The sequence below is a fragment of the Bartonella sp. A05 genome (genome assembly GCF_026930145.1).
GTDB lineage: Bacteria > Pseudomonadota > Alphaproteobacteria > Rhizobiales > Rhizobiaceae > Bartonella.
The window spans coordinates 92,928-109,326 of the sequence record NZ_JANHOJ010000003.1 but is presented as its reverse complement, the minus strand read 5'-3'; the positions used below and the strand labels follow the sequence as shown (position 1 = coordinate 109,326).

Annotated in this window: 12 protein-coding genes and 1 other RNA gene; 5 read left to right on the top strand and 8 right to left on the bottom strand. The window is 39.8% G+C overall.

The window, feature by feature from the left end; genetic code table 11:
- Positions 1–46 precede the first annotated feature (46 nt).
- The 4 genes from ftsZ (at position 47) to ligA (ending at position 7,835) form a co-directional block, all read left to right on the top strand.
- A complete protein-coding gene (ftsZ, locus tag NPX98_RS04125; protein ID WP_269022824.1) occupies positions 47–1,801 on the top strand; it encodes a cell division protein FtsZ in 1,755 nt (584 codons plus the stop codon).
- Positions 1,802–3,030: 1,229 nt separating this feature from the next.
- On the top strand, positions 3,031–3,909 hold the full coding sequence (locus tag NPX98_RS04120; RefSeq protein ID WP_269022823.1) for an outer membrane protein assembly factor BamD: 879 nt from the start codon (positions 3,031–3,033) through the stop codon (positions 3,907–3,909).
- A 21-nt stretch (positions 3,910–3,930) separates the two neighbouring features.
- A complete protein-coding gene (recN, locus tag NPX98_RS04115; RefSeq protein ID WP_269022822.1) occupies positions 3,931–5,598 on the top strand; it encodes a DNA repair protein RecN in 1,668 nt (555 codons plus the stop codon).
- An 86-nt stretch (positions 5,599–5,684) separates the two neighbouring features.
- A complete protein-coding gene (ligA, locus tag NPX98_RS04110) occupies positions 5,685–7,835 on the top strand; it encodes an NAD-dependent DNA ligase LigA (protein ID WP_269022821.1) in 2,151 nt (716 codons plus the stop codon).
- A 148-nt stretch (positions 7,836–7,983) separates the two neighbouring features.
- Here ligA and NPX98_RS04105 read toward each other — a convergent pair whose 3' ends face one another.
- Genes NPX98_RS04105 through NPX98_RS04095 form a run of 3 tightly spaced genes read right to left on the bottom strand, consistent with a single transcriptional unit; the run spans position 7,984 to position 11,307 of the window.
- On the bottom strand, positions 7,984–9,810 hold the full coding sequence (locus tag NPX98_RS04105; RefSeq protein ID WP_269022819.1) for an aminopeptidase P family protein: 1,827 nt from the start codon (positions 9,808–9,810) through the stop codon (positions 7,984–7,986).
- Positions 9,811–9,823: 13 nt separating this feature from the next.
- Positions 9,824–10,693 carry a 50S ribosomal protein L11 methyltransferase gene (locus tag NPX98_RS04100; RefSeq protein WP_269022818.1) on the bottom strand — a complete coding sequence of 290 codons (870 nt, stop codon included), beginning with the start codon at positions 10,691–10,693 and terminating at the stop codon, positions 9,824–9,826.
- 29 nt (positions 10,694–10,722) lie between these two features.
- Positions 10,723–11,307, bottom strand: coding sequence for an SCO family protein (locus tag NPX98_RS04095; protein ID WP_269022817.1), 585 nt, complete (start codon positions 11,305–11,307; stop codon positions 10,723–10,725).
- 242 nt (positions 11,308–11,549) lie between these two features.
- Between NPX98_RS04095 and NPX98_RS04090 the strand changes: the two genes are divergently transcribed.
- A complete protein-coding gene (locus NPX98_RS04090) occupies positions 11,550–12,185 on the top strand; it encodes a DapH/DapD/GlmU-related protein (protein ID WP_269022816.1) in 636 nt (211 codons plus the stop codon).
- Positions 12,186–12,239: 54 nt separating this feature from the next.
- Here NPX98_RS04090 and NPX98_RS04085 read toward each other — a convergent pair whose 3' ends face one another.
- From NPX98_RS04085 to ssrA, 5 genes are all read right to left on the bottom strand, one after another.
- On the bottom strand, positions 12,240–14,693 hold the full coding sequence (locus tag NPX98_RS04085; protein ID WP_269022815.1) for an ATP-dependent helicase: 2,454 nt from the start codon (positions 14,691–14,693) through the stop codon (positions 12,240–12,242).
- Between the two features lie 116 nt (positions 14,694–14,809).
- Positions 14,810–15,061: a ribbon-helix-helix domain-containing protein gene (locus NPX98_RS04080; RefSeq protein WP_269022814.1), complete on the bottom strand. Its 252-nt coding sequence runs from the start codon at positions 15,059–15,061 to the stop codon at positions 14,810–14,812.
- Complete coding sequence (locus tag NPX98_RS04075; RefSeq protein ID WP_269022813.1) at positions 15,052–15,258, bottom strand: DUF4169 family protein; 207 nt, start codon at positions 15,256–15,258, stop codon at positions 15,052–15,054. Before NPX98_RS04075 ends, NPX98_RS04080 begins: the two co-directional genes overlap by 10 nt.
- Positions 15,259–15,272: 14 nt before the next feature.
- The gene (locus NPX98_RS04070) at positions 15,273–15,818 is read right to left on the bottom strand and encodes an SspB family protein (RefSeq protein WP_269022812.1); all 546 of its coding nucleotides are present in this window, start codon (positions 15,816–15,818) and stop codon (positions 15,273–15,275) included.
- A 167-nt stretch (positions 15,819–15,985) separates the two neighbouring features.
- Positions 15,986–16,343: a transfer-messenger RNA gene (ssrA, locus tag NPX98_RS04065) on the bottom strand.
- Positions 16,344–16,399 lie beyond the last annotated feature (56 nt).

Here is a 16,399-nt window from a genome sequence, read left to right as displayed (position 1 = left end):
ATTTTCATCGCTTTGGCTTGCGATGTCTTATGAGAAGGAAAAGAAAATGACGATTAATCTGCACCGGCCAGATATCGCGGAATTGAAGCCACGCATTACCGTTTTTGGTGTTGGTGGGGGTGGCGGGAATGCCGTAAATAATATGATTAATGCTGCTCTTCAGGGAGTCGACTTCGTTGTTGCTAATACGGATGCACAGGCTTTGTCTATGTCAAAAGCTCAACGTGTGATCCAGCTTGGTGCCGCAGTGACAGAAGGTTTGGGTGCTGGTGCTTTGCCGGAAGTTGGAAAAGCAGCCGCCGAAGAATGTATCCATGAGATTATTGATCATCTTGGGGATTCTCATATGGTTTTTATTACAGCAGGTATGGGGGGAGGCACTGGAACAGGAGCCGCGCCTGTTGTTGCACGTGCGGCGCGTGACAAGGGTATTTTGACCGTTGGTGTTGTGACAAAGCCATTTCAATTTGAAGGTGCGCGTCGTATGAAGACGGCCGAGGCTGGTATAGAAGAATTACAAAAATCTGTTGATACATTGATTGTTATTCCCAATCAGAATCTTTTCCGTATTGCGAATGAAAAAACAACATTTGCTGATGCTTTTGCTATGGCTGATCAGGTGCTTTACTCTGGTGTTGCTTCTATTACGGATTTGATGATTAAAGAAGGCTTGATTAATCTTGATTTTGCTGATGTTCGCTCTGTTATGCATGAAATGGGTCGTGCTATGATGGGAACCGGTGAGGCATCTGGTGAAGGGCGTGCTTTAGCTGCTGCTGAAGCAGCTATTGCAAATCCGTTGTTAGATGATGCTTCTATGCGTGGTGCTCGTGGTCTTTTGATTTCCATTACTGGGGGTCGTGATATGACTTTGTTTGAGGTGGATGCAGCTGCTAATCGTATTCGCGAAGAAGTTGATGCTGATGCCAATGTTATTTTTGGTGCCATTGATGATGAGTCACTTGAGGGTGTTATTCGTGTATCGGTGGTTGCAACAGGGATTGATCGTGAGGCTAGAGATGTCATGCAGCCTGCTAATCCTAAACTTCAAAAACCTGTATCTTCAATTCGTAAAAACGATCCGGGAATAGCACAAACGGTTCCTCATATTCAGTCATCTCCATTGCGTCCTGAAACAATGGTAGAGACAATGGAAGCGCTTGAAGTAGACATAAATCAATCGGTGGAAGAGCAATTTCGTCCGAAGAGTAAAATTTTTGCGCAGTCTGCAGATGCAGTTGCTACGCGAGAAGTAAATACTCCCTCTTATGGACAAAATATTGCTCATGGGCAGGTATCAAATACACAGCGTATGCAGGTTGGTCGCGTTACCCAGAAGCCTGTAGCCGCAGCAGTGAGTATGGAGGCTACAGCACATGTTCTCGATGAACTGCCTGATGTGGTAGAAAATAAGGAAAAAAGAGTACAGATACCGCTTCGTTCAACGCCGATGCGTATGCCTGAATTGAAGGATTTTCCTTCTGTTGCTCATGGTCGAGGTACAGTTCCTTCTGTTGTTGATCAGGGGCCTCGTAATCTTTGGCAGCGTTTGAAGCAGAGTTTGATCTATCGTGAGGAAGCTGAACCAGAAGCTCGGTTAGAGCCTGCTGTGAAGCCGTCTGAACATAGGGAAGCTTATATTGCTCATCAAAACGATCAGGGGCTTTCTCAAGATCCTTCTGTTTATGCTACGCGCCATCCTGCTGAGTTGCAGCCGCATGTTCCACAAGATCAGCATACTTTTACAAGTGAAGAAGATCAGTTGGAAATACCAGCGTTTTTGCGACGTCAAGCACATTAAATTATATGAAGAAAGATTTTTACCTTTTATGTACTAAAGTAAAAGTTCCTTTACGAGTAGATATATTGGTTTTTATCAAAGTTCTATATCAATAAACCCGCTCTATAGGCGGGTTTATTGTTTATCGTATAGTATAATTTGTAGCTTTGTTGATACTCTAAAAAATCATTAAAAAAATCAATGAAGTGATATTATGAGAGCGAGCGGTGCAAAAATATCAGTCGACTTTTGAAAATGCGGTGATATTTTTAAAGGACATTGAGTTCATAGTGGCGTTCCATCTTTAGTAAAAGTTTGTCCGGCCAATATTGGATATAATATTGTTCTTAAATGTTGTGGAATGGATGGCAAAGAACAATTTGTGAGTGCGTGCATCGCAAACGGAAAAGATTTGAGTTATCAACAGTGTTTAGGTGTGAGGAATATAGAGATTGGGGCAATTGAGCAGTTGATGCTTGCCAATTGCCGCTTATGATTTAGATAGTTGTCTCATTGAAATATCAAATAGGGATTACCTATTTTAGATGGTTTTCTTCATGGCAATATTGTAAAGGCTTTGAGCAAGCTGATATCGTGCAACAGGCTGTGTTGTGTATTTATTTTATTATAAAAAAGCTGGTACATGTTGAAACGATGCGTAGTGTTGCAGCATTTTGCCGTTTGATGAACATTCGTTTGGGTTAAGGTTAATTTTTCTTCGCCTACTATTTGATAAACGGCAACAGAGTTTTAATTTTATCCCACAAGGCTTTTGAGATGATGTGCATGTTTGATTCTATGTGAGATGCGGACAATTTACGGAATTTTAAAAGGAGTTAGGAGTTTTTTTAGAAAATTTTCTCGTTGTTGATTTTGATAATCAAATTATAAATCCAGATGGTTCCTTTTTGAAAATGATTTGTCTAACACGACATCCTTGATGCAGCCTGTGACATCTGCTTTATGTGGCAGGTTTTATTGGATTATTTTGTTCGTATTACAGCGAATATAATCTAGTATAGACTTAATTCACAAAGCAGTTTTGGTAGGCGGATCATGTTATAAAAAGAGATATTTTTAGATAGAGTAAAGAAATTTGAAAAAAGATTGCTTTATTCTATCTGATTTTTAAGGGGATGATTAACTTAAAACCTATAAATTGGTTAGTGAGTGTTAGAGTGATATGATATAAAGTTTTTTAATAAATAATTTTTGCTACAAGTTTACATTCTCTGGAGGTCAGCGAAACTATGAGGCAGTCTAACGTGTGTATTGGAAATATGGTGCTTAAACAATGTAAAATTGTATGCAAATTATTGATTGGACTTTCTTGGGGGACAATCTTCTTGTTGGCAGGTTGTTTAAATAAAAATGAAAATACTCTTAATCCAGGGGATCATGTTTTAGCAATAGAGTCAGCTGATATTTTGTACAAGCAAGCACTTGCTAACCTGAATGCAGGGCGCTTTGAAGAGGCAGTGAAGAAGTTTTCTGCTATTGAAAAGACATATGCTTATACTGAGTGGGGGCGGAAGGCTTTGATAAAAGGTGCTTCTGTAAATCATCAGTTAGCCAAATATGATGATGCGATTAATATGGCGCAGCGCTATATCACTCTTTATCCAACTTCGGATGATTCTGATTACGCTTATTACATTATTGGGCTTTCCTCTTTCAAACAAATTCCTGATGTCACGCGCGACCAAAAAGACACTAAGCGTGCTATTGCTGCTATGCAGCTTTTGGTAGAACGCTATCCAGGGTCTAAGTATGTCAAGGACGCTAAGGCTAAAATACATTTTGCTCGTGAGCAGTTAGCGGGTAAGGAAATGCAGATTGGCCGTTACTACGAAAGAGGCCGGCAGTATCTAGCTGCAAGCAAGAGATTCCGTAAGGTGATTGAAGAATATTCGGATACAAATCAAGTTGAAGAAGCTCTTTTCCGCTTGACGGAGGTTAATCTTGCTTTAGGCTTAATTAGAGAAGCACAGACAGCAGTATCTATCTTGAAACGCAATTATCCAGCAAGCCAATGGTATAAACTTGCTTATAATTTGCTGCAGAAGAGTAGTATATTGCCACAAGAGCATAAGTCTTCTTGGATCTCGAATGCTTTTAGTAATAATTAGAACAAGGCAAATTGATTTCATATGCTAATACAGCTTTCGATTCATGATATTGTTTTGATCGAAAGGTTCGATATTCGCTTTACAGCGGGTTTATCGGTTTTAACTGGAGAAACAGGTGCCGGAAAATCGATTTTGCTTGATTCTCTATCGTTGGCTCTTGGTGGTCGTGGTGATGCTTCACTCGTTCGTCATGGTGCAACACAAGGGCAGGTAACAGCTGTTTTTGATGTGCCAGTTTTACATCCTGCACGTCAGCTTATACGTGAGAGTGGTTTCGACGATGAAGGCGATATTATTTTAAGGCGTATACAATCGAAAGACGGTCGTAGCCGGGGTTTTATTAATGATCAGGTAGCCAGTATTACATTGATGCGTCATGTCGGTCGCATGTTGGTTGAAATTCATGGGCAGCATGATGATCGTGCTCTTGTTGATATTAGCATGCATCGTCAGTTATTGGATGCTTTTGGCAGTCTTGAGAGTGAAGCAGAAGATTTACGCAAATGCTATCGGATATGGCATGAGTTAGAAGAGAATGTGCAAGAACAACGTATCAAGGTAGAAAATGCTGCACGTGATGCTGATTATCTTCGTGCGAGTGTAGAAGAAATTGATAGGCTTGATTTGAAAGAAGAAGAAGAAGAAGTTTTATCTCTTCGTCGTGCAGATATGCTTAAATTAGAAAAAATAGCAATGGATATTAAGGAGGTTGATGATCTCTTAAGTGGTTCGAAATCGCCGATCCCTGTTCTTTCAAATTTGGTGAGGCGTTTAGAGCGAAAAATTCCTGAGGCGCAGGAGCTGATTGCACCTATCGTAAAATCCATTGATAGTGCATTGGATGCACTTGCAACAGCGCAGGAGGGCATTGATATTGCAATACAGGCAATGGATTTTGACACTGGCGAATTAGAACGGATAGAAGAGCGCCTTTTTTTACTACGGGGTTTGGCTCGTAAATATCAGGTTTCTGCGGCGGAATTAACTCAATTGCGTGATAAAATGGATTCTGGTCTTGCTGATTTTGATGCTGCTCAGACAACATTGGCGCATTTAGAAGTTAAGGCACGAGAAGCCAAAGAAAATTATGATGCATTGGCTCAAGCACTTTCTATTAAACGCCAAGAAGTAGCACGTCATTTGTCTGCAAGTGTTATGAATGAGTTACCAGCTTTGAAATTAGAAAAAGCAAAATTTATCGTTGAAATGCAAAGTGATGCTGAAAAGCGCAGTGCAGATGGTATAGATCGTGTTGAATTTTGGGTACGAACCAATCCTGGAACACGAGCGGGACCAATGTTAAGTGTCGCTTCTGGTGGTGAATTGTCTCGCTTTTTATTGGCATTAAAAGTTGTATTGGCTGATCGTGGTTCAGCTCCTACGCTGATCTTTGATGAAATTGATACAGGTGTTGGCGGGGCTGTTGCCGCTGCGATTGGGCAGAGGTTACTACGTTTATCAAAAAGTGTTCAGGTTTTTGCTGTTACGCATGCACCGCAAGTAGCCTCCAAGGCTCATGTTCACTTTCTTATTTCAAAGTTTGAAAGTGGTCATGAAGGACATTTTGTTACAGCTGTCCATAAAATGGAAGAGCAAGAGAGGGCAGAAGAAATTGCGCGCATGTTGGCAGGGGAAAAAATTACTGAAGAAGCGCGGGCAGCAGCTCGAAAGCTTTTAGCACAGGTGTAAAAGTAGCTAGCATAATGCATTTTGATTTTATTAATGCCAAAGAATTAAGATTTTATAGCTATCTCCCAATATTTGGAATGGAGTTTATGGATAAGGATGCGATTAAAAACTTGACTTCTTTTGAAGCAGAACGTGAATTGGAGTGGTTAGCAAAAGAAATAGCACGTCATGATGTTCTTTATAACAGTGATGATCAGCCTGAAATTTCCGATGCACAATATGATGCTCTTCGTCGTCGCAATGAGGAAATTGAAGCTCTGTTTCCTGAATTGATTCGTACGGATTCTCCTTCATATAAAATTGGTGCACCGGTTTCTGAAAAATTCGAAAAATCTGTTCATGCACAAGCGATGCTGTCCCTCGATAATGCGTTTAGTTCTGAAGATGTCAGTGAATTTGTTGAACGTATGCGTCGTTTTTTACGGCTTCCAGAAACGCAAATATTGGAAATGACTGCTGAGCCGAAGATTGATGGCTTATCTTTGTCTTTGCGCTATGAGCAAGGAAAGCTTGTGCGCGCTGTAACGCGTGGTGATGGGTATGTAGGCGAAAATGTAACAGCGAATGCGCGAACGATTTCTGATATTCCACATGTTTTACAAGGTAAATTTCCCGAAATTCTTGAGGTTCGTGGTGAAGTTTATATGGGACAGGAAGATTTCCAAGCGCTCAATAGAAGCCAACAAGAAGAGGGGAAGTTAGCTTTTGCAAATCCTAGAAATGCGGCAGCTGGTTCTTTACGTCAGCTTGATTCACGGATAACTGCTAGTCGAAAGCTTAAATTTTTTGCTTATGCTTGGGGTGAAGTTAATGAGATGCCCGCTAAAAGCCAAATGGGTATGGTGGAAAAGCTAAAAGAGTATGGATTTGTTATTAATCCATTAACAAAGGTTTTTCAGAAAATAGAAGAGCTCATTTCATATTATCATTTTATTGAGGAACGCCGTCAGTCTTTAAACTATGACATTGATGGGGTTGTCTATAAGGTTAATGATTTGGGGATGCAAATGCGTTTGGGATTTGTATCTCGTTCGCCACGTTGGGCAATTGCGCATAAATTTCCAGCAGAGAAAGCTATAGCGTTTTTAGAAGGTATTGATATTCAAGTGGGTCGAACTGGAGCACTAACCCCTGTTGCACGCCTTAAACCTATTACTGTGGGTGGTGTTGTGATTACCAGTGCAAGTTTGCACAATGAGGATTATATTAAAGGTATTGGAAATAAGGGCGAACTAATCCGTGAGGGGCGTGATATTCGTGTAGGTGATACAGTAATTGTGCAGCGTGCGGGGGATGTGATCCCTCAGATTGTTGATATTGTTTCTGAAAAGCGTTTAAAAGGCGCACCTGCTTTTGTTTTTCCTCATTGTTGTCCTGCTTGTGGGAGCCACGCGGTGCGTGAAATGGGTGAAGCAGTGCGTCGATGTACAGGCGGGCTCATTTGTCCAGCACAAGCGATTGAACGGATTCGTCATTTTGTTTCGCGTAATGCTTTTGATATTGAAGGTCTTGGTGAAAAACAGGTGGAGTTTTTCTTTCATGCTCAAGATAAGACGCTTTGTATCCGTTCTCCGGCCGATATTTTCACTTTACAATGGCGCCAAGAAAAATCTCTAACCCGTTTGGAAAATATGGAGGGTTTTGGCACTGTTTCAGTTCGCAAACTTTACGATGCCATTAATGCTCGCCGCGAAATTCCTTTAAGCCGTTTTTTGTTTGCATTGGGAATTCGCCATGTGGGTGAGGTGAATGCACGACGTCTTGCTCGTTCCTATCAAAATTATGCTGCTTTTGAGTTTGCCGCTACGGAAGCTATTATGCCGCAAGATAAGGCAGATAAAGGCAATGAGGCTTGGATAGAACTAACAAATATCGAAGGGATTGGATCTCGTGTGGGTGCAGCGATTATTGATTTTTATCAAGAAGCACATAACCGTGATGTTTTATCAGCTTTGCTTAAAGAAGTGACACCTCTTCAGGAGGAAGTAGTGAAAACAGATTATTCACCAGTCGCAGGAAAAATAATCGTTTTTACGGGAACTTTAGCACATATGTCACGTGATGAGGCAAAAGCATTAGCAGAACGGTTAGGTGCTAAGACATCTGGTTCTATTTCTAAAAAGACGGATCTTCTTGTGGCAGGACTTGGAGCGGGATCAAAATTAGCCAAAGCACAAGAGTTGGGTATTGAGATTATGGATGAAGAAAGCTGGCTTCAGTTAGTGAAAGAATATTAATTTATCTATTTGGGTGTAGATCATGCATTGCTAGAGAAGCAAAAGCATTAGCAGAACGGTTAGGTGTTAAGGCATCTGGTTATTTATAATTTTTGACTGCGTATCACAGAAAGAGTCGTCTTCAAGAAAAATGTGTGTTTTTATCCAATCAAAGAGGCATAGTAGCTTCTTTCATCCACTTTTTATCTTCTTCATCTAGGTAAGGAGCATTAACGTGATAAATGTGGGCATGGTAGTTATTGAGCCATTGCAGCTCTTCTCTTGTTAAAAGCTCTGGTAGAATTAACCGTCGATCAATAGGGCAATTTGTGAGGGTTTCAAATGACAGCATGTCTATATCGCCGGCAGTAATTTTTTGTTCTGGCTTTACAATCATCAAATTTTCAATACGAATACCAAAAGCTCCCTCACGGTAATATCCAGGCTCATTAGAAATAATCATTCCAGGGATAAGTTCTTGGTTTCCATAGCGTGAAATATTTTGTGGTCCTTCATGAACAGAAAGATAAGAACCAACCCCATGACCTGTACCATGTGCATAATCAAAACCAGCATTCCATAATGCGGTGCGTGCCAGAACATCAATGTCTTGTCCACGTGTTCCCTTTGGAAATTTTGCGGTTGAAAGAGTGATCATGCCTTTAAGAACAAGGGTAAAACAGCGTTTTTCTTCTGCACTAACATGACCAATAGCTACTGTGCGTGTGACATCTGTTGTGCCATCACGATATTGTCCCCCTGAATCAATGAGATAAAGTTCACCTGAATTCAGTGGTTTATTTGTTTCGGTGGTTACACGATAATGAATAATTGCACCATTTGCTCCTGATCCTGAGATCGTATCAAAGGAAAGATCTTCGAGCTTCGTCTTCATTTCTTTTGCTGTGATTGTGCGAAATTCTTCTAATTTTTGAGCAGCAGAAATTTCATTTATTGTTCCTGGTGTTTGTTTGTCCAACCAGGAAAAAAATCGGGTTAGTGCTACACCATCACATAAATGTGCATTACGTGCACCGTTTAGTTCTGTGCTATTTTTAATGGCACGCGGCAAAGCAGCAGGATCGGCAAGCGCAATGAAAGAGCCCCCTTCTTCTTCAATAACGGTACGCAATTTTTCGCATGTCAGCAATGGATCTAGAGCAAAGACTACTCCTTTTTGAACGTAGGCTTTGATTTTTGGAATGAGTTCTTTGGGTTCATATAATTTTGTATATTGTTCTAGATATTCTCTCTGCTCTCCGCCAAGTTTTTTGCTATCAATAAACAAAGAAGGCGTTCCTTTGGTTGGAATGAGAGCAAAACAAAGAGAAAGAGGTGTATTGGAAACGTCGTTTCCGCGTATATTGAATGTCCACGCAATAGAGGATAGATCTGTGAAAATAAAAGCATTAGCACCGGCTTGCTGTATATCTTTGCAAATTCGTGCTAGTTTTTTATCAGTACTGCATCCTGCATATTTTAGGGGATGAATCGATAAAGCAGTTTGCGGTAAAGGTGGTTGATTCTGCCAGATAAGATCAATGGGATTGGGTTGGATTGCTACAAGTTTTCCACCTGCTTTAAACTCTAATGTTTCTCTTAATGCAGCTGTAGCTGCAATGGTGTGGAGCCATGGGTCAAAGCCAATAGAAAGTGTTTGTCCATTTTTTTCAAACCATTGTAACGGTGAGCAAGTTACCAGATCCTCATAATCAAAAATATGGGCATCTGTTTGTTGGCGAACTTGGAGTTTATAACGCCCATCTGTGAATATGATGGCTTTATCTTTTAAAATCAATGCTAGACCAGCTGATCCAGTAAAACCAGTTAGCCAGCTAAGGCGCTGAGCGTGTGGAGGGACATATTCTCCTTGATGTTCATCTGCGCGCGGTACCAAAAATCCATCTAATCCAAGGCGATTAAGCTCTTTGCGAAGATTCGTAATACGTTCTGCTGCGTGTGCTGGATTTGTTATTGCCTCAAAAGATTGATACATAACACCCTCTTTTTTATTTTAGATGTATAGTGACCCATCCCTGGCGGTGGTATGTTTCAATATGTTTTAGGCCTTGTTTGAGATAAGCTTTTAAAACATAGTCATGTTGTTCTTCAAGAATTCCAGATAAGATGATAGACCCATTTTTTTTCAGAGCTTGTACCATTTCTGGTGCTAGTTCAATAAGAGGATTGGCAAGAATATTGGCAACGATAAGGTCAAAGGGCGCGTATGATATAATTGTATCATGGCTAAAACCTGTTGCAGTAATTGCAGTGACGTATTGTTCAACACCATTGAGTGCAATATTATGTTGTGCAACTTGAATGGCTATCGGGTCAATATCGGATGCAAGTACAGTAATGGGCTTGAGCATCGCGATTCCAATCGCTAACACGCCGCTACCGGTGCCAAGATCAAGAGCATTTTGCGGATTTTCAAGTTGCATGACCTTAGTAATCATTTCTAGACAACCGGATGTAGTTCCATGATGACCTGTGCCAAAGGCTTGATTGGCATCAATTTCGATAGACAAAACATTGGATGGAATATTTTTTCGGTCGTGGCTTCCATGAAGAAAAAAAGAGCCTGCCTGCACAGGTTTTAATCCTTCAAGACTTTGTTGTACCCAGTCAATATTGGGTAAAATTTCTATATTAATTTTATTCGGATTCAGAGCAAGGGTGTGTGCGAAGCGTTTATGAGCAGTTTCTTGGTTTTCTTGGTCAACATAAAGCGAAAGCTCATAAATAGCATTTTTTTCATCTATTTCTGTAAGAGCAAGAGGATATCCTTCCTCCTCAAAGGTTGTTTCCATAAGGGTGTAAAACTTTTCTGCTTCATTTTTGCAAGCAGTACAATACAGACGAATTTGCTGAGACACGTTGTTCTTTCTATTAAGCACGTGAAAATCTAGTTAGAAGCAGCAAGCTTTTTAAGACGCTTAATAGCAATATCATCCCTTAATTCATTTTCGTTTTCCTCGAGATTATAGGGAATAATACCAGCTAATTTTCCGCCTTTTTTAAGCAAAAAGACCGCTGCTGTATGGTTATAGGTATAATTACCATTTGTGCCCGGTACTTTTTCAGCAGCGACATTGAAAGAGGATACCATGTTACGAATTTTTTCAGGGTCTCCACTTATTCCAACGATTTTATCGGTGAAGTTACTAAGATATTCACGAAGCACTTCTGGGGTATCACGTTCAGGGTCAACAGTGACGAACCAAACCCCTAACTTATCAGCGTCTGATCCAAGTTCTTCAAGCCACCGACTAAGATCGATAAGTGTTGTAGGACAGCTCACAGGACACATGGTAAAACCAAAGAAAAGCACGGCAGGCTTGCTTCGAATATCAGCTTCAGTAACGATCTCACCATTGGACGAAATGAGTGTAAAATTATCACCTAAAGGTTTATTTATGAATGCATCATAAACAAAAACGCCCGCAAGAAATATAATTGTCAATCCCAAGATGCGTATTACATTTTTCATAATCTAGCTTTCTTTAAAGTATTATAATTATAGCTCTGTTGGGTTCATTTTGCAATCTCTATTTCAGTGTTAAAAGCGTGTATGTTATGAGGTTATAAGGATATATGCCATAGAATAATATTGAATAATTGGATGTTGTTATTTTCTGTTTTACGGTGAACTTAGCTCGCTTAATCAGTATGTTTTTTCATATTATGGTATGCAAAAATAATTGGTAAAACATAATAATTGGTAAAACATAAATGAATACTCAGAACGATCTTAGATTTTATGATAGCGAACCCCGCATTAATACAACGGCACGATTGCATAAATGTAAATTGGGACGCTATGTGGAAATTAATGAGCGGGTGGTTTTACGCGATGTAATTGTTGGCGATTTTTCTTATTTTGAGCGCAATAGTGAAGCTATTTATAGTGATATTGGTCGTTTTTGTTCTATAGCATCTCATGTGTGTGTGAATGCATTAGAGCATCCAATGGAGCGGGTTTCAACGCATAAGATAACTTATCGTCCCAATGAGTATTTCCGTTATGTAGTATTAGATAGTGCTTTTCGCGAAAGACGTTGTGCAAAACGTGTCACAATTGGGCATGATGTATGGATTGGACGTGGTGCAGTCATTATGCCCGGGGTGAGTGTTGGGAATGGTGCCGTGATTGGCGCTAATGCTGTTGTGACAAAAAATGTTATGCCTTATGAGATTGTTGCTGGTGTTCCCGCAAGGCGGCTTCGTATGCGTTTTTCTGATAATGTGATTCAAGCGCTTTTGGAAATGGCATGGTGGAACTGGCCGCTTAATAAAATTTATGAAGCATTGTCTGATATGCAAAATCTGACAATTGAAACCTTTATTGAAAAATGGCACACACGTTAAGATAAAGTAAGAACAGTGTTTTTATTTGAAAAGATAATGAAATGAATTATTGCGTTAGGCTTTGGTTAAAAAAGTGTCAAGAATGCGTTTCTCTCCAGCTTTGTCAAATGAGATGGTGAGTTTATTTCCATCTATTTCTAAAACATGACCATAACCGAATTTCATATGGAAAACACGATCATTGATTGCAAAAGTGAGTGGTGTATCAACCATTGATTTAGTATTGGCTTTATTTGCAATATTTTTTTGCTGATAAGGTTGAGTACTGCTAAAGTTTGAGTCAATATCACCATAACCAATTTTCTTATTATACACAGATGATTGTGCAGCCAAATTGCTACGCGATGTTTCCTTTCGATTTTTTTGCGCCCGTTGCCATCCTGGCGTGAAATAATGATTATCAAAGGGATCCTGACGTTGAAAGTGTGATTGGCCATAACGACCATACGATGTTTCAGCTTCTGCTATCTCCACATGTTTTTCTGGTAATTCTTCAAGAAAACGGGACGGGATTGTGGATTGCCAAAGTCCGTGAACGCGTCGATTGGAGACAAACCATATATGAAGATGTTTCTTTGCTCTTGTCAGGCCTACATAAGCAAGTCGTCGTTCTTCTTCCAGCCCTGAACGGCCACCTTCGTCTAATGAACGTTGATGGGGAAACAGTCCTTCTTCCCAACCGGGAAGAAATACCGTTTCGAATTCAAGTCCCTTAGCTGAATGGAGGGTCATAATATTGATCGCATCCATATCGTCATTGTTGTCAGTATCCATAACCAAAGCAACATGTTCTAGGAAGCTGTGAAGACTTTCAAATTGTTCCATGGAGCGGATCATTTCTTTGAGATTCTCTAACCGTGTTGGTGCTTCTGGTGAGCGATCTGCTTTCCACATCGCTGTATAACCTGAATCATCAAAAATCATTTCAGCAAGTTCTGTATGTGGGGTATTTTGTAACATATCTCGCCAACGTTGGAAATTTTCCATAACATTGCGTAAGGCATTGCGCACTTTAGGTTTTAGTTCATCTGTTTCAATTATTTCGGAAGCGGCAGAAAAGAGGGAAATACCGTGTGCACGAGCACTATTATAAAGGTAGCGTAGTGTTACATCCCCTAAGCCGCGTTTTGGTGTATTCAGAATGCGTTCAAACGCTAAATCATCAGATGGTTGGGCAACAACGCGCAGATAAGCCATGGCATCTCGTATTTCCATTCGTTCATAAAAACGTGGACCACCAATGACGCGATAATTGAGACCCAGTGTTATAAAACGATCTTCAAATTCCCGCATCTGGAATGAGGCACGCACCAATATAGCCATATGATTTAACAAATGCCCAGCTTGTTGTGCTTGTTCGATTTCTTCTCCAATAGCGCGTGCTTCTTCCGCTGAATCCCAAGCAGCATGAATTTTAACTTTTGCTTCTTTGTCATTTGTTTGATTAGAAAAAAGCGTTTTTCCCAGCCTTGCCTGATTATGAGAGATGAGATGAGCAGCAGTTTTGAGAATATGTGATGTAGAACGATAGTTGCGTTCTAGACGTATGATCGTTGCGGGAGAAAAGTCTTTTTCAAAGCGTAATATATTATCGACTTTTGCGCCACGCCATCCGTAAATAGATTGATCATCATCACCGACGCAACAAAGGTTAACTTGCTGCCCTTTAGGATGTTGCGCTAAAAGGCGAAGCCAAAGATATTGTGCTGTATTTGTGTCTTGATATTCATCTACAAGGATGTAACGGAATTTGGCATGATATTTACGAAGAATATCTGGATTATGTTGGAAAATGTTAATAGAGTGAAGCAAAAGATCGCCAAAGTCGCAGGCATTAAGGCTTTTTAATCGATCTTGATAGTTGCGATAGAGCAGACGTCCCATGCCGTTACCAAAAGAGTAAGAATCGCATTCCGGAATATGATCTGGCGAAAGACCTTGATTTTTCCAAGAATCAATCATCATTGCAAGGTTACGTGCTGGCCAACGCTTATCATCTAAACCTTCAGCTTGAATAAGCTGTTTCAAAAGACGAATAACATCGTCATTATCAAGAATTGTAAAATTGTGTTTTAAATCTAAAAGTTCTGCATGGCGGCGTACAATCTTTACACAGATAGAATGAAATGTTCCAAGCCAAGGCATACCTTCAACAGTTACACCAATAAGTTCACCAATACGCATCTTCATTTCGCGAGCTGCTTTATTGGTAAAGGTAACAGCTAATATTTGCTTAGGGGAGGCAAGACCGAGGCGTAAAATATGAGAAATACGTGTCGTAAGAACGCGAGTTTTTCCAGTACCAGCACCTGCAAGCACTAAAACAGATCCTTCTGTGCTCATGACAGCTTGTTGTTGTTCTGGATTAAGTGTTTCCAAATAGTTAGGTGTATATTGCGTATTTCCCTGTGGTGCTGCCACGGTATGCACAGCTAATTCAGAATTTTTTGCAGGATTATCGGGGAGGTTTTCATCCTCGAAAAATGGTGTGTCGAGAAAGTTATTCATTGTACCTTTTTTAGTCTTTTTTGGATACAAACGCTAGGTCTAAAAATTATTTTCTTAGAAAAATCACAATCAGTTCAATGAGAACACAAAGTTTACAAGAGAGGAAAAAGTAGATTTCAAAGTTTATGGTTGAGAACGCTATAAAGTGCAAAAATGCGTAATGAGGCTGAGAGTTTCACTTTTTGCGGTCTTTTATTGTCAATATCAGTGATAATGGAAGCTAAAGACTGCCCTTTTTTGTGCGCTATGCTCTTGAGGATGTCTAGAAACGGTTGTTCTAACGAGACACTTGTAAGATGCCCATCAATTCGGATAGATATTTTTTGTGGAATCGCTTCTGACCAATCAATAGGATCGTTTATTTGCATCCTTTTTTGTTCTCACTCAGGTTGTTATATATACGGTTCTGATCAAGAAAACTTTTAGTTTTTAAAGTTTTCTTTTGATCAAAAAGCTTTTCAGCTTTTGTTCGTCCAAAACGATAACGATTTTCCTCTGCCTGAGCGGTTTTCTCTAAGCGTTTTTTTTGTTTTCGAAATTGGCGAAGGTTAATCGGTTCAGTCATATGATACAATTCATTTATTTCTTTCGGAAAGAATCCAGTGAAACAACATCAGCACTCTGTTTAGCATCATTGTTTGATGGCTCTTTGTGCATTGCCAGTCTCTTTTCTTTTGAGGATATACTCCCTTTTTTTTGTTTATCCGATAAAATAATCGGTGTGTGTTGGGAATTTTCTGTATTTTTGTTTTCTTTAGCAGCGAGGTTAGAGGGGAGATCAAATGCTGCTTCAAATGCTGCTATGGGGTCATAAAAAACTTGAATAGAAGTAAAAGGGATTACCAGTTTTTCGGTAATTTCTTTAAAGGAAAGAGTCACTTCAAAAGCAGTTTCTGATACGCTTAAATCCCTAAATTGATGTTGCAAGACAATCGTCATTTGATCAGGATAGCGGCTTTTAAGCTGGGTAGAAATTTTTACTCCTGCTGCATTTGTGAAAAAAGTAATAAAAAAATGATGATTACCTGGAAGGCCTGCTTTAGCAACTTCTGATAAAACTTTACGGATAACTCCACGAAGCGCCTCCTGAACGAGAATGTCGTAACGGATTTGATCTTGAACCATCGAAGTTTATTCCTCTTATTTTATACAGCAACTAATCGTGAATAATATAGTGTAATGAAGTATTTCTTTAAACTAGCAGTATTGTGTCTATTATGCGTCTCATTAATCAAGAAAATACAGATTTATGACAAATAATACCTAATAGATCAATAACAAATGCTTATAAGAGTGAAGGCTTCTGTTGCCAGGTGCCTCCGAACCCCGCTTAAACCTGCGACGGCTTAAGACTTAGTTTGAAGCGTTCACACCACGATTAAGCGGCGAGACGTGCTTCCGCATAGTTGTCATTTGCAACTACTCATTTAGTCCGATGACGGTGGTACAATGCCGAGTAAAAGAGCAATCTTTACACCTTTGTCGATCCTGTTTCGCCCCCACCCAAATATAATCTTTATTTCTTATATTTGGGTGGAGGCGCCGGGTACCGCCCCCGGGTCCAATAGGTTTATTCCATTGTCCATTTATTACTATATCTGGAAAACCAGCTTTTCTAATATAGATGAAGAAAAGTCTTTGGGAAAGAGGGAACATTTTAAATCTTCTAATCATTTATAGATTTATACGATGTGATTTTAAAATAT

What these genes read in the sequence shown, in the direction of transcription:
- ftsZ (WP_269022824.1), top strand. Translation starts at nt 47, where the DNA reads ATGACGATTAATCTGCACCGGCCAGATATCGCGGAATTGAAGCCACGC.
- NPX98_RS04120 (WP_269022823.1), top strand. Translation starts at nt 3,031, where the DNA reads ATGAGGCAGTCTAACGTGTGTATTGGAAATATGGTGCTTAAACAATGT.
- recN (WP_269022822.1), top strand. Translation starts at nt 3,931, where the DNA reads ATGCTAATACAGCTTTCGATTCATGATATTGTTTTGATCGAAAGGTTC.
- ligA (WP_269022821.1), top strand. Translation starts at nt 5,685, where the DNA reads ATGGATAAGGATGCGATTAAAAACTTGACTTCTTTTGAAGCAGAACGT.
- NPX98_RS04105 (WP_269022819.1), bottom strand. Translation starts at nt 9,810, where the DNA reads ATGTATCAATCTTTTGAGGCAATAACAAATCCAGCACACGCAGCAGAA.
- NPX98_RS04095 (WP_269022817.1), bottom strand. Translation starts at nt 11,307, where the DNA reads ATGAAAAATGTAATACGCATCTTGGGATTGACAATTATATTTCTTGCG.
- NPX98_RS04090 (WP_269022816.1), top strand. Translation starts at nt 11,550, where the DNA reads ATGAATACTCAGAACGATCTTAGATTTTATGATAGCGAACCCCGCATT.
- NPX98_RS04085 (WP_269022815.1), bottom strand. Translation starts at nt 14,693, where the DNA reads ATGAATAACTTTCTCGACACACCATTTTTCGAGGATGAAAACCTCCCC.
- NPX98_RS04080 (WP_269022814.1), bottom strand. Translation starts at nt 15,061, where the DNA reads ATGCAAATAAACGATCCTATTGATTGGTCAGAAGCGATTCCACAAAAA.
- NPX98_RS04075 (WP_269022813.1), bottom strand. Translation starts at nt 15,258, where the DNA reads ATGACTGAACCGATTAACCTTCGCCAATTTCGAAAACAAAAAAAACGC.
- NPX98_RS04070 (WP_269022812.1), bottom strand. Translation starts at nt 15,818, where the DNA reads ATGGTTCAAGATCAAATCCGTTACGACATTCTCGTTCAGGAGGCGCTT.